Source organism: Pseudomonas antarctica, from assembly GCF_900624995.1.
Classification (GTDB): domain Bacteria; phylum Pseudomonadota; class Gammaproteobacteria; order Pseudomonadales; family Pseudomonadaceae; genus Aquipseudomonas; species Aquipseudomonas antarctica.
Genome location: NZ_UYXQ01000114.1, coordinates 1 through 12,333 on the forward strand (window position 1 = coordinate 1; position 12,333 = coordinate 12,333).

Consider the following 12,333-nt stretch of genomic DNA (forward strand, 5'->3'; position numbering starts at 1 on the left):
ACCGGTTGATGAACAACTACCAGAACACACCACCGCCTTACAGAAACCCACCCTCCACACTCACGCCTTCGGACTCCACCGTCTCGCGCGGGACCAGCTACTACGACAACACCTACATCCCAGCCGACGGCGACGGTTTTGGCGCGATGATGGAGCACTACGAGAAGTATTGCCTGCCGATCTTCCCGATCAAGAACAACCACTACAGTTGCTCGTTCGTGTCCCTGGGCAACAAGGCGTACTTCCTGACCTACCCGCAGGACCGCCCGAAAGACATGCCGGCCTGCTGCATGTTTTCGCCGATGAACCATCCGCCACGCCAGGACTTTATCGAGCACCTGCCCTACAGCGCCGAGCGCAGCAAAAACCTCAATGGCAGCGTGCAGGCGTATGCGCTGGACCTGGATTCACCGGCGGGGCCGATCCTGTTCGGGTATGCCTTCAACAAACAGCAGACGGGCAAACCGCCCTACCGCGCGCCCCAGTCGTTCTTCTTTTCCGGGGACGTGACCGTCGCGAATGCGCCTATCGTGAGCCAGAACTACACCAATTTTCGCATCGCCAAACCCGATCCTGCGCAGACCTGGGCGCAAGTGGCCGCCATGTGCCCATCGAACCCGCCGCCGTGCCAATTGTTTGAGCCACCGGCTTCACAGAGCAACGGGCATAAGGCCCAGTGGAACCAGCTCATGCAGCGCCAACCCTGACCACAAGGACGTATCGCCATGAAAACGTTATTGCGTGTGATGTTACTCGGGCTGGTCAGCCTGTCAGCCCAGGCGCGGGAAGCGCCTCAGCCGTCGACACTGGCCACGCAACTCAACTGCCAGGCGCCTACCAGCGCACCGGCCGCCACCGCCAGCCAGGATCAGTTCGACCAATACAGCTGGCAGCTGTTTATCGCCTTGAACTGGCCGGCACAGGACGGGCAACGTGGCACGCCCAACTGCAGCAAACAGCCCGGCGATTCGGGCTATACCGTGTGGCAAACCTACAAAACGGTCAGCGAAATCTTCCTGCCAGGGGCCGCTAACCCCGGGCCGTGGAACAGCCCACTGACCGCCCGAAGCCTGGGCATTATCAACATCGCGGCGCTGAAGAACAGCTCGCTGGTCAACTCCATCGACCAGGCGGTGGGTGGCTGGCTGATCGACCAGGCTGGCAACCCGACCTATTACGATATTTCGGCCAACCAGGCGTCCTACAACTACATCGTCGGCAATAACTTCTACAACGCGAATGTGGTGTCCAAAGCCAACACCATCAACTTCCCCAATGGGGTCATCGAGGTCAAATCCAGCTGGCGCATTCTGACCGCCCGGGACAATGCCAGCCATTACCTGACGCAGTTTGCGCGCGTGGCGCGGTTCAACAGCCAGGGCCAGCGCATGGGTGTCGGCGAGGCGTACCTGGGGTTGGTGGGCTTGCACATCATCACCAAGGTCAACGGTTACCCGCAGTGGATATGGTCGACCTTCGAGCAGGTTGAAAACGTACCGCCCAAAGCCAACGTGAACGGCCAGTGGGTCGACCAGCCGGTCGTCGGTACGGCCTACTCCTACTTCAACGCCGCCGCCCCCGCCGCCACGCTCAACCAGTCGCCCTGCAACTGGCAGACCCAAGGCACCCAACTGGTCTGCGTGCCCAAACCCGGCACGACGTTCCAGACCCCCAACCCACTGAACCGCGTGACACCGATCGCCGATGTCACCCAATGGGTCAACAACAACTACCGCACCAACCCAGGCCTGCAACGCAGCGTGTTGAAGTACTACCAGCTGATCACCACCCAGCGCCCGTTGATGCCGAACAACCCGAGCAACCCACTGGGCCAGCCGACACCGGCGCTGTCGGCCAACGTGACGATGGAAAGCTATATCCAGCCCAACAGCAGTTGCATGAACTGCCACTCGATGGCGACGCCGGTGAAAAGCCCGTTCAAGTCCGACTTCTCCTACCTGTTCAAATTCGCCAATGCGCCTGTCACTCCCCACGCCACGGACAAGGAATAGACCATGAGCATCCTCAACGGACCACGACTGAATTTCTGGGGCGGCATTCGCACGGACGTGAGCTTGCCGAACAATTCGCCGACCATCCCTTTCAATGGCGACGCTAACTGGCCGCTCTTCGACCTGACCACTTCCACCCTGGCGCCGGGTGCGCAGGCGTATACCGACGATCAGTTGAACAACATGATCAACGCGCCGACCGGCAACTACTACACCGCAGGCGGCTGGAACCATTACGGCCAGCATGTGGTGGACATGCAGAACGCCTTGATCAGCTCCCAAGGCAACCCCGGCAACATCAGTACCACGGGCGACCAGGTCGGTCAGCCGGTCTACCTGCTCGGTTCGGTGGACCCGGTGACCGGCCAAGGCCCGGTGTCTGGCCCGATGATGGTCGACCTGGACCCCAGCGCCTCGACCACCACACAGATATTTGTCGGCGGCCTGCAAATCGGCGGAAACGACAATATCCAGCTGCTGATTCGTTGCAATGCGGTGTGCAGCAGTTTCGATGTGACCACCCGTGTGCTTGAACCGGCGAAGATGGACGCGCCAGGCTCGTTCCACGCCAGCGGCACATTCCAGCTGACCTTCCCGCTGAGCAGTATCGTCAGCTGGAATAAAAACAGCAGTGGCCTCAAGGCGATCATCCAAGCGCCAGGTGCAACAGGCATCGTCTTGCGCTTCGTGATGTTCGAAATGTGCCCGCAGATGACCACCGCGCAACTCGACGCCGACTACGCCGCCGGTAAATACACGCCCAACCCAAGTATCGGCAGGGTCATCGGCACACTGGCACCCGCCTTTGCTGGCGAGCCACTGAGCTGCCAGCCGGGCCGGCAATTGGTCAATGCGTCCACGGGCAACGCCGCCTACGCGGCGCTGGGCAATAACGGTTTGCTGAGCCTGGACATGGTCAACGTGATTCCCAAACAAACCTTCCGTGCCGTGCGCGACGACATCACCAGCCCCATCGGGCCCAATGCGAACTATGGGCCGGTGACGATTTCAGCCGGGGCCGCCGCGCTGATAACCCTCAACCCGACGGCCAGCCCGTTGGTCGATTACTACATATACGGTGGCATCGTCGACGTGCCCCTGAATGCCAGCCAGCAGCAAGCGGTCAAGACCACGCCGCTGCAGATCACCGGTCCCAACGCAGTGGCGGGCAAGACGCTTAGCGCGAGCGAATCCATCTACCGGGTGTATGCCGACCAGCGCAACCTGTACCTGGAGGATTACCCTAATGGCCTGACGATCAATTTGCAGGTGCGCTACCTGGGCGGGCCGGTGCCAAAAGCCACCACGGTCAGCCTGAACGCCAGCGCGCCTGGCGTTTACGATCAGCAGCAATACATCGACTTCCTCAACTTCCCGAGTTCGCTGACGGTGAGTGCTGGCCAGCAGGCCGTGAGTTTTCCCGTCACGCTTAAACCCGGCAGCGCCGCCCAAGCGGGGTTTGTAGCGCTGACCTGCACGGCCAATGGCGTGGACAACGGTGCGTTCTTCACCAACTTGCGCAAGTACGCGCAAACCGACTTCGGCATCGCCAAGGGCAGCACCATCACGTGGGAACAGATGTACCCCAACGTGCTGCGTTTTCACTACCTGGCCTTCCCTGCCATGTCGCGCTACGTGCCGCTGAACCAGCCTGACGCAATCATGGCGGCGAAGAACGCCATCCTCGCACGCACCTCGGATGCCTACAAAGGCACCACGCTGTTCATGCCCGTGGTGCGCTCGATGTCCCCCGCCCAGCGCGCACTGCTGCGCGCCTATCTCACCGGCAGCCCGTGGCAGCCGCCGCAATAGGAGGCAAACCCGATGACCCTGCATATCCCTGCTCAACCTATTGAAGCCCTGCGCCCGAGCACCTTCATCGCTGAAGGTTTGCTCAACCCACGTGGCGTCTGCCTGCAAGCCGATGGCAGCCTGTTGCTGGCCGAAGCCGGCTCAGGTTCAGCGGACCCGCCGTTTAGCGGCCGCATCAGCCGGCTGCACCCTGACCCGCAGCAGCCTGGCGCCTACCTGCCCGGCGAAGTCGTCGCCCAGGGTTTTCGCAGCATGAACATGCAGGCGCGCATGCTGCGTGATGAAATCATGGGGCTGTCCGACATCGCCTGCGGTGACGGGCGCTGCCTGGCCAGCCAGACCGATTACATCGGCGGCTCCAGGCTGCTCGACTTGCACTACAGCCCGCCCGAGCCGGTGTTCCACAGCCGTGGCAACCTGAATGCCTTGTGCTACCACCCGACGCGACGCAGTTGGCTGGCGGTAAAACCGGATACCAACCAATTGGTCGAATTTTGCAACAGCGAGCAGGAGCAGGTGCTGGCGCAACTGCCTGCATTGGATCAGGGCCAGGAAGCGGTACCCGTCACCCTGGTGTATGAACCGCAGACAGACGCGGTATTGATCAGCCTGTTTTCCGGCGAGCTGCACGGCGACCCGGCCCGTAAAGGCATCGACTTTGCCGACTACGCCGGGCAGGTGATTCGAGTGCAACCGGCCAGCGGGCAAATCGAGGGGGTGATACGCGGCCTGCAACTGCCCACCGGGTTGGCGTGGTGCCCGCAAGGCAAGCTGCTAGTCCTGGAATTGTGCAGCCACTTGCAACAACCCTTGCCGCCAAACTGGAACGGCGAGCCATTGCAAGGCGGCTTTACCCGATTCAGCGGGCGGTTGTTGCGCTGCAACCTGCGAAGTGGCCAGGTTGAAGTACTCGCGCGCGGCCTGGATACACCGTCCAACCTGTGTCGAGTGCAGGGGGCCGTGTTAGTGAGCGAGGGCATGGGGTTGCCGGGGCGGCCGCTGCCGAGGCCCGACCACACGGTGGTGCCATTGAGTGGCAGGTTGCGACGGGTGCAGTTGTGAACCTACACCGCATCCTCTAACTGCAAAACGGTCGCGGGCCCAGCACGAAAAGACCGATTGTGCCTGGCCGCTTCCACCATGTGCGCTGCCACGTGATGGGCATCCAGTGCGGCGTTGGAGGCCCACTTCTCGATCAACACAAAGCTGTCGTTGTTACCGACAACCGGGTGTAAATCGTACTGCAAGCAACCGTGCTCGGCCCGAACCTGCGGGGCCAGTTGCGCAAACGCCGCGAGCTGCTGCGAACCTTTGCCGGGCTGGGTATTGATAATGACGACAAGCCGCACTTGATCTGACATGCACACACCGTTGCGTAGGTTGGAGTAGGAACCCGCACCGTACGTGAACTGACAACATCGGTGCAAAAAACTGTAATAGGCACGCGTATTTCACGCGGTTTTCACAGTTGGGCGCCTAGTCTCAATTCAGCTCCTAAACGAACACCTTTAAGCCCGCGCCCCCATCGTGGGCTTTTCTTTGCCTGCACGTTGGATCGTTACCGTCTCGTGCCAGAAGCGATAAAAATGCTTTAATGCGACCGCTATCAATCACCGCGGCATCGTCTTTAAAAGCGCGCATGCACTGAAAGGGAATTTATGAGAGCGCGACTTCTAGGTCTTTTAATCGGCGTGCTGCTCGCAGGTTGCACCACCGCCCCACGCTATCAAGTGCCGGATGGGCTTTGGTATGCAGAGAAAGAAGACCCTACCCGGTACGGGTATCAGGTTTACGTTTACTTCAAGGACGACAAACAGTTTATCTGGTGGCGGACCAAGGAAACGCGCGACGTGGTGATGCAACGCTGGGCTTACTACACCCATGACCATCCTGGCGTTGACCACCCGACCGCGTTTACCCGTGAAGGCGACTCAATAAAGGGCGAGCGAATCATCGTCAATAAAAACGACAAGGGCGTTCTTCAAGCCACCACCACTCAAACTTTTACTGGGCATTTTCAGGGCGACACGCTCGAGATGGCGCTCACGACGTCCGCAGTTTGGGCCTCTGGTAACGATGCTGGGGGCGATGTCGTGCGATGGTCGATGAAGCGTCTCAAGCCTCAAGCGGCCAAATGACAGTGACCCGGCGATTACCGGGTCTATAGAAACAACAAAGGGAATTGAAATGCGAGTAACGCCAGTCCTGTTAGCACTTGCCCTTGCAGGTTGCAGCGCCAAGCCGCCCCAACTTTCAGAGAGTGCGCAAGCCAGCCTGAACGCCCCGATGCCCACCTCTGAAAAACAGCGCGTTTGGGAGTGCGCAGGAACGAGCAATGTCGTCGAAGGCCACACGTTCGTGCTCAAACTGCAGGGAAGACCTGCGGACTCGGATGGCGAAATCTGGGCGACCCTGGAGCGAGCCAAGCGCCTAGGCTGCACTCAGGCAGAAATGGACGCGCCGGATATGGGCCATTGGTCGAGCCCCTTCGTGGTGCCGCGCCCGCGCTGATCTATCTCCCCAGCCTTTCGCGCTCGTCGGGCGCCGGAGAAACCGTCAAGGTCAGAGCCCTGTCACTTCGCGACCTGCGGCCCCTTCTGTACTGCACTCCAAAACGCTGTGTTTGCGTAGCCCATCGCCCACAAACCTGCGCCAGCGTTTGAAAACGCGCCACGTTGCTGGCGGCCAGGCGCCTTAGCCGACCGCCATCACCGCCCTGCGACAGCCTAGGTCGAGCGGCTCTCGTTACGATTTTGTTGTTTTTTAACGCCTTTCCCGGTCTTTCGCTCGTATTGGTGGTGAATAAACCAGACGACCAAAAGCAGGCCTGCCAAGCCAAAAATAAACAACAACAGCTCTATTGCGGGACCTTCGTGTGAAAACATTTTTCGTTCCTCGTCCTGAAGTCGCACAACCCCAATAAGGTCGCACCCGAAATTATTCGTAACAATTCAAACATTTTCAGGTTAGCGATCAAAACCGCGGGTGGCAACCCTGAATCGTATTGGAACCATTGATCTAGACGGGTTGCCTATTGAATCGGGTCATCGCAGGGCCTTCGGATAAGAAGGAAATGCTTTAATGCCCGCCTTCACCTCAGCAAAGGGACTTGGCCTGATGCACACATACTTTCTGTGTTCGTTCTTGTTACTGGTCGCGGGATGCAGCACCGGCCCCTATCTGCATCCGCAATCCTCTATCGGTCAGAACGCCCTGCTCAGCCGAACGTGCCCCGGCCCAAAAGCTGCGATGAGCTTTGAGCCGTTATCGGCAGAACTCAATTGGGTTCACGTGCTGGTGTATGTGGCACCACCGGGCAGCTACAGCTGGCCGAGCAAACAGCGCTCAGTGGAGCCGGAACTTCGACTGTTTGGCCGCCTCTATAATCCGCGACATCCCAGCGCAGACACTCCGCTTTGGGTCAGCGCCGCGTCGCCCGTCGTCACCGTGCAATTGGGGTCCGGTAAGACTTACCCGATAACGGTCAAGCAACTGGAAACCGGCTTCGATCCCAGGAAAACATTCAGCTCGGCAACTCATGGCACGCCATTGAGCAACGACGACATCGACGACTTTACCCTGACCTTCCCGGACATTTTCGTGAATGGCGAGAAAGTCCCCATGGCGCCCATTCATTTCAACAAACGCGAAGAGCGCTATGCACCGGTTTTCAATTTCTGAGTTGAACCCGAAGCGGCGGTAGAACGCCCCACCTTACATTTTCAGGAAGATTGGAATGCACGGACGCACCTTGATAATCGCTACGCTGCTGGCCTGCCCCACGCTGTCGGTAGCCGCAATGCCCCCACTGGACGGGAAATTAACCGGGGCAACCGATGGCTTGATGTATTCCCGGGCAAAATTCACCTGCGGGGCAGTGCCCGCTGACCTTGCGGCCGACTATGTGAAGGCAGCCAAGCTCATTGCAGGCCCTAGTGAGGAATACGACGCAGCCTATCAACAAGTAGCCTCTAGAGCAGGCAACTGGCCCGACATCCCAAACGCCGCAGACCGTACGCTCGAATGCCAGAAAGCGATTGAGTCGTTGCAGATCAAGATCAAACTCGCCCAACGCTGGTTCCCCGAGGCCTACACGTCATCATAGCCACACGACAGGCTTTTCCATCCGCGCACGCCCTGCAAAACCCGGCGCAATGACCGGGTTCGTTGGCCCTTTGTGGCCGGCAGCTATCGGGGTGCTTGCTGGACTGGGCGGGACGAATGGCGCGATGGCAGCCTCTTAACACGCCTGGAGCTTAGCGTCGCTGGAGTATCCCGCATCGGCCGTGACGCAGAGTTCGGCCCGCTCCAGCACCTCTTGAGTCGCCTTGGCCATCGGATCAAGCTGACGATTATCAATGCCTTCCTGCCTCACGTCGTGATGCAGCATCAGGCAGTATTTTGCGTCGGCCGCACTATGAACGTTATAGGCAATACGCGAGCCTGACGAAGTGCGCATTTGTTGTGTGCCGGGCTCACCCACATCATGCTGCACCAGGGCGTGCTGTCCGGTGTGGCGATCTCGCATCCCGAAAGTGTCGGGAGTTGATCAGCGCTCGGCGAACCTTTTCCAAATACCCTGGATAGCTAGATCTGAGCATCACGACGAAAAGGTGGACAAAGCCGTCTTTGTTCGTATCGCAGACGCCCAATGCGCTTTGTTCTTTCAGCGCTGGAAACTCGAGGGCAGAACCCACTGTGAATTGATACCATGACGCTACCCGTATCTTACAGGCAGGCCGATAAACACATCATTTTCGCGCCCCACCTTCGCAGGCAGCACTTTCCCAGATCGGTTTTGCGCAGCCTGCGGCGAAAGAAACACGTAATAATGACTGCACGGACGAATCAACTATGAGCGCATTAACCCTCTTTGTAATGACGGAAAAAGGCCTGACTTTCGTCGAGCAGGCCGTACGGCTGTTTAAAGAGATTATTTCGGAAGTAGTCATTGGCCAAGACACTGCAGTGCTGAACGACTACTCCCGCGAAATTGCTGATGTGTGTCACGCTGCCAACGTTAAATTTAGTTTGCGAGCGGACTTTTCAGGGATCAACAGCGAATACGCGATGGCTGTATCCTGGCGCTGGATGATCAAGCATCCACCTGAAAGATTAATTGTTTTCCACGATTCTCTTTTACCGAAGTATCGGGGGTTTGCACCATTGGTGAATGCACTCATCAATGGCGAAAAAACGGTAGGTGTTTCAGCGATATTCGGCGCAACTGAATATGATCGTGGCGATATCATTCATCAAACGTCTGCGCCTATCCAATACCCGATAACCATTGCTGAGGCAATCCAGGTAGTGGGTGACTGCTACCTGAACACCGGCATGATGGTAATGAAAGCTATCGCGGGCGGTGAAACACTGAAGGGTACGGAACAGAATCACAATCTGGCGACGTACAGCCTATGGCGTGATGATGAGGACTACCACATCGACTGGAGCCAATCAGCAGAAAAAATCCGCCGCATGATCGACGCAGTAGGCGCCCCGTTCAAAGGCGCCTATTGCTTGATAGACGGTGTTCCAGCACGAATCCTTGCAGCCGAAGACCTTGATGATGTGCAGATCGAAAACAGAACTGCCGGAAAGGTAATATTTGTTGAGAATAAACTGCCCGTCGTCGTGTGCGGCAGTGGCTTACTGAGAGTCACCCAGTGCATCGCTGAGGAAAGCGGAGAAAGCATGCTTCCCCTGGCTAAATTTCGGGCTCGATTCACCTGATACGGCTTTGCTATGGGATTGAGCGTCGCTGATGCCGCCCATTTTGAAGAAATGCGCTCGCCCGCAGTTTTTACTGAATCGCGCCCTACGTGTTCGAATAACACTGAGCTGGTCTATCGATGCGTTAAAGAGGTCGTGAAACCCAACTCGCTGACCGCGGCTGCCAACGAGTTGCGAAAACTGCCTGAAATGACGCGGAAACGATCAACCTTTACGCTCCCCGCTTTGCCGAACGCCAGAAACACAAAAGCCCCGCTTTCGCGAGGCTCTTGTGTAAATCTTGTCGGGAAACCAGGGATTCGAACCCTGGGAACGCTATTAACGTTCGCCGGTTTTCAAGACCGCTATGCAAACTCAAGCGGGGCGCCGGCTTGATGACAGTCGGCGTTCCATTACTCAAAGATACCGACCAAGCTACAGGCCGCATTCTACAAGGGGTGCGGTTTTAGTTTGGGAACTACTTTTCGCCCTCCCCGGCGTCCTGCCGAATGAACACAAACCTCCAAAAAGCAAAGATTCACGAGATAAATAATGACCGCTTTCGGCCACGAGCGGACAGTCAACATCACTCCTAGTCCCCGTGGTGCAGAATGCGCTTCCAAAGAGCGTCGGCCTTGATTAAATACGTGCTCACTGCTTTGGTATAACACCCCTCGAAAATATCGTTATTACTCCTCTGCTTTATTCACAATATTTCCATCTTCATCTACTTGATACGGCGTATCAGCCTCTACTCCGTTTTTTCCTGTGTTGACTACTTTGTTTGTATAGCGTTTCCCGTCCCAGCATCTGAAAATCAGTGTGGAGTTTTCCCCGCCAGTCAGCGTGGAGCCCAGGCTGCCGATGAGCCTGCTGCTGGCACCTGCTGTCAGAACGCTGTTCTTACCGGCAGTGAGCGTGCTTCGGTCTCCAGCCATGAGCACACAATCGTCGCCAGCAGTCAGTTTGCTGCGATCTCCAGCGGTGAGATAACTGTTGCTGCCAGCCAATAGTTTGCTTCGGTCCCCCGCAGTCTGCGTGCTGTCTTTACCAGCAATAAGTTTGCTTCGCTCACCGGCCATCTGAATGCTGTTGGCGCCGGATATCAGCGTGCTGCGATAGCCAGCAGTTTGCGAGCTACCCTTGCCGGCGATCAGCATGCTTTTGTGCCCGGCGATTTGAGTGCTTTCATGGCCCGCAATCAGTGAACTCCGATGACTCGCAATCTGGTTGCTACCGTATCCGGCAGTCAGGCTACTGTGCATTCCGGACGTCAAGCTACTGCCATATCCCGCCGTCAGTACGCTACGAAGCCCGCTAATCAAAGTGCTCCCGTAACCCGCAGTCAAGAAACTGCGAATGCCACTGGTCAGGGTGCTGCCATAACCCGCGATCAGCGAACTGTCTTGGCCTGCCGTTCCTGTGCTCCCGTAACCGGCGGTGAGCGTGCTGTCGCGCTCTGCCGTCTGCGTACTACCATAGCCCGCCGTTAACGTGCTCTCGTAGCCAGCGGTCTGGGTGCTGCCATAACCTGCGATCAATGAGCTGGAAAATCCAGCTGTTTCAGTACTGCCGTAGCCAGCGGTGAGCGTACTGCTGTCTTGAGCAGTCAGCGTACTGCCATAGCCCGCAGTCAACGTGCTCTCGTAGCCTGCGATCTGGGTACTTCCATAACCTGCGACCAGTGAGCTGTCATAGCCTGCGGTAGACGTACTGCCATAACCAGTCGTCAAACTGCTGTTGTAGCCAGCAGTTTGAGTACTGCCGTACCCGGCGATCAAAGTACTGCTATAGCCAGCGGTTGAAGTACTGCCATAACCAGTGGTGAGCGAGCTTTCTTCCTGGGCAGTTTGGGTGCTGCCGTAGCCTGCGGTCAGTGTGCTTTTGTAGCCCGCCGTTTGAGTACTGCCGTATCCGGCGATCAAAGTACTGCTATAGCCAGCGGTTGAGGTACTGCCATAACCAGTGGTGAGCGAGCTTTCTTCTTGGGCAGTTTGGGTGCTGCCGTAGCCTGCGGTCAGTGTGCTTTTGTAGCCCGCCGTTTGAGTACTGCCGTACCCGGCGATCAAAGTACTGCTATAGCCAGCGGTTGAGGTACTGCCATAACCAGTGGTGAGCGAGCTTTCTTCTTGGGCAGTTTGGGTGCTGCCGTAGCCTGCGGTCAGTGTGCTTTCGTAGCCCGCCGTTTGAGTACTTCCGTAGCCAGCAATAAGTGAGCTTTCGTAGCCGGCGGTTGAAGTGCTGCCATAGCCCGTGGTCAGGGAGCTGTTGTCCTGGGCGGTTTGAGTACTGCCATAACCGGCAGTCAGGGTGCTTTCATAACCCGTTGTCTGGGTACTACCGTAACCTGCGATTAGAGAACTCTTGAAACCTGCTGTTGAAGTACTGCCATAGCCGGCCGTGAGCGAACTGCTTTCCTGAGCAGTCTGGGTACTACCATAGCCTGCTGTCAGAACACTACGGTAACCCGCGGTTTGGGTGCTGCCATATCCGGCAATGAGTGTACTGTCATAGCCGGCTGTTGAGGTGCTGCCGTAACCCGCAGTGAGTGAGCTGCCTTCCTGAGCGGTCTGTGTACTGCCATAACCTGCTGTCAGTTTACTTTCATGACCCGCGGTTTGAGTACTCCCATAGCCTGCAATAAGAGAACTGTCCGGGCCAGCGGTCCCGGTACTGCCGTAGCCAGCAGTGAGCGAACTCCCTTCCTGCGCCGTTTGTGTGCTGCCGTAGCCCGCTGTCAGCACGCTGCCCTGACCAGCAGTCTGTGTACTGCCATAGCCAGCGATCCGCGAACTGT

At 57.7% G+C, this 12,333-nt stretch carries 12 protein-coding genes and 1 pseudogene; 9 read left to right on the forward strand and 4 right to left on the reverse strand.

Annotation, left to right across the window (positions count from 1 at the left end):
* The 4 genes from E0F99_RS25385 to E0F99_RS25400 all read left to right on the forward strand — a co-directional run.
* The coding region (locus E0F99_RS25385) for a hypothetical protein (RefSeq protein ID WP_130908990.1) at window positions 1–707 on the forward strand (707 nt) is incomplete at its 5' end.
* An 18-nt stretch (window positions 708–725) separates the two neighbouring features.
* The gene (locus E0F99_RS25390) at window positions 726–2,012 is read left to right on the forward strand and encodes a hypothetical protein (RefSeq protein WP_083358818.1); all 1,287 of its coding nucleotides are present in this window, start codon (window positions 726–728) and stop codon (window positions 2,010–2,012) included.
* A 3-nt stretch (window positions 2,013–2,015) separates the two neighbouring features.
* Window positions 2,016–3,824, forward strand: coding sequence for a hypothetical protein (locus tag E0F99_RS25395; protein WP_083358819.1), 1,809 nt, complete (start codon window positions 2,016–2,018; stop codon window positions 3,822–3,824).
* Window positions 3,825–3,836: 12 nt separating this feature from the next.
* Window positions 3,837–4,886, forward strand: a complete 1,050-nt coding sequence (locus E0F99_RS25400) for a hypothetical protein (RefSeq protein ID WP_083358820.1) — start codon at window positions 3,837–3,839, stop codon at window positions 4,884–4,886.
* A 2-nt stretch (window positions 4,887–4,888) separates the two neighbouring features.
* Here E0F99_RS25400 and E0F99_RS25405 read toward each other — a convergent pair whose 3' ends face one another.
* Window positions 4,889–5,185 (reverse strand): putative quinol monooxygenase, encoded by a 297-nt coding sequence (locus E0F99_RS25405; protein ID WP_083358821.1) that lies wholly within the window; start codon window positions 5,183–5,185, stop codon window positions 4,889–4,891.
* Window positions 5,186–5,482: 297 nt separating this feature from the next.
* Between E0F99_RS25405 and E0F99_RS25410 the strand changes: the two genes are divergently transcribed.
* Both E0F99_RS25410 and E0F99_RS25415 read left to right on the forward strand, forming a co-directional pair.
* On the forward strand, window positions 5,483–5,962 hold the full coding sequence (locus tag E0F99_RS25410) for a hypothetical protein (protein WP_083358822.1): 480 nt from the start codon (window positions 5,483–5,485) through the stop codon (window positions 5,960–5,962).
* Between the two features lie 148 nt (window positions 5,963–6,110).
* Window positions 6,111–6,335 carry a hypothetical protein gene (locus E0F99_RS25415; protein ID WP_232000077.1) on the forward strand — a complete coding sequence of 75 codons (225 nt, stop codon included), beginning with the start codon at window positions 6,111–6,113 and terminating at the stop codon, window positions 6,333–6,335.
* Window positions 6,336–6,550: 215 nt separating this feature from the next.
* Here the strand turns inward: E0F99_RS25415 and E0F99_RS30135 are convergent, their stop codons facing one another.
* The gene (locus E0F99_RS30135; protein WP_165447640.1) at window positions 6,551–6,709 is read right to left on the reverse strand and encodes a hypothetical protein; all 159 of its coding nucleotides are present in this window, start codon (window positions 6,707–6,709) and stop codon (window positions 6,551–6,553) included.
* 196 nt (window positions 6,710–6,905) lie between these two features.
* Here E0F99_RS30135 and E0F99_RS25420 point away from each other — a divergent pair, with 196 nt between their 5' ends.
* The gene (locus tag E0F99_RS25420; protein WP_242626932.1) at window positions 6,906–7,505 is read left to right on the forward strand and encodes a hypothetical protein; all 600 of its coding nucleotides are present in this window, start codon (window positions 6,906–6,908) and stop codon (window positions 7,503–7,505) included.
* Between the two features lie 55 nt (window positions 7,506–7,560).
* Window positions 7,561–7,929 carry a hypothetical protein gene (locus tag E0F99_RS25425; RefSeq protein WP_083358824.1) on the forward strand — a complete coding sequence of 123 codons (369 nt, stop codon included), beginning with the start codon at window positions 7,561–7,563 and terminating at the stop codon, window positions 7,927–7,929.
* Window positions 7,930–8,067: 138 nt separating this feature from the next.
* Here the strand turns inward: E0F99_RS25425 and E0F99_RS25430 are convergent.
* A pseudogene (locus tag E0F99_RS25430) lies at window positions 8,068–8,322 on the reverse strand (IS5/IS1182 family transposase); the annotation flags it as partial.
* A gap of 356 nt (window positions 8,323–8,678) precedes the next feature.
* Here E0F99_RS25430 and E0F99_RS25435 point away from each other — a divergent pair.
* Entirely contained in the window at window positions 8,679–9,557 is an 879-nt protein-coding gene (locus E0F99_RS25435; protein WP_083358826.1) for a methionyl-tRNA formyltransferase, read from the forward strand.
* A 668-nt stretch (window positions 9,558–10,225) separates the two neighbouring features.
* On the opposite strand, the gene E0F99_RS25440 is transcribed toward E0F99_RS25435, so the two are convergent.
* Window positions 10,226–12,333: beta strand repeat-containing protein (locus tag E0F99_RS25440; protein ID WP_423213183.1), on the reverse strand; the 2,108-nt coding region annotated here is incomplete at its 5' end.

Excerpts from the sequence above, each read along its gene's own strand:
- E0F99_RS25420 (WP_242626932.1), top strand. The coding sequence starts at position 6,906 with ATGCCCGCCTTCACCTCAGCAAAGGGACTTGGCCTGATGCACACATAC.
- E0F99_RS25435 (WP_083358826.1), top strand. The coding sequence starts at position 8,679 with ATGAGCGCATTAACCCTCTTTGTAATGACGGAAAAAGGCCTGACTTTC.
- E0F99_RS25400 (WP_083358820.1), top strand. The coding sequence starts at position 3,837 with ATGACCCTGCATATCCCTGCTCAACCTATTGAAGCCCTGCGCCCGAGC.
- E0F99_RS30135 (WP_165447640.1), bottom strand. The coding sequence starts at position 6,709 with ATGTTTTCACACGAAGGTCCCGCAATAGAGCTGTTGTTGTTTATTTTT.
- E0F99_RS25405 (WP_083358821.1), bottom strand. The coding sequence starts at position 5,185 with ATGTCAGATCAAGTGCGGCTTGTCGTCATTATCAATACCCAGCCCGGC.
- E0F99_RS25425 (WP_083358824.1), top strand. The coding sequence starts at position 7,561 with ATGCACGGACGCACCTTGATAATCGCTACGCTGCTGGCCTGCCCCACG.
- E0F99_RS25390 (WP_083358818.1), top strand. The coding sequence starts at position 726 with ATGAAAACGTTATTGCGTGTGATGTTACTCGGGCTGGTCAGCCTGTCA.
- E0F99_RS25410 (WP_083358822.1), top strand. The coding sequence starts at position 5,483 with ATGAGAGCGCGACTTCTAGGTCTTTTAATCGGCGTGCTGCTCGCAGGT.
- E0F99_RS25395 (WP_083358819.1), top strand. The coding sequence starts at position 2,016 with ATGAGCATCCTCAACGGACCACGACTGAATTTCTGGGGCGGCATTCGC.
- E0F99_RS25415 (WP_232000077.1), top strand. The coding sequence starts at position 6,111 with ATGCCCACCTCTGAAAAACAGCGCGTTTGGGAGTGCGCAGGAACGAGC.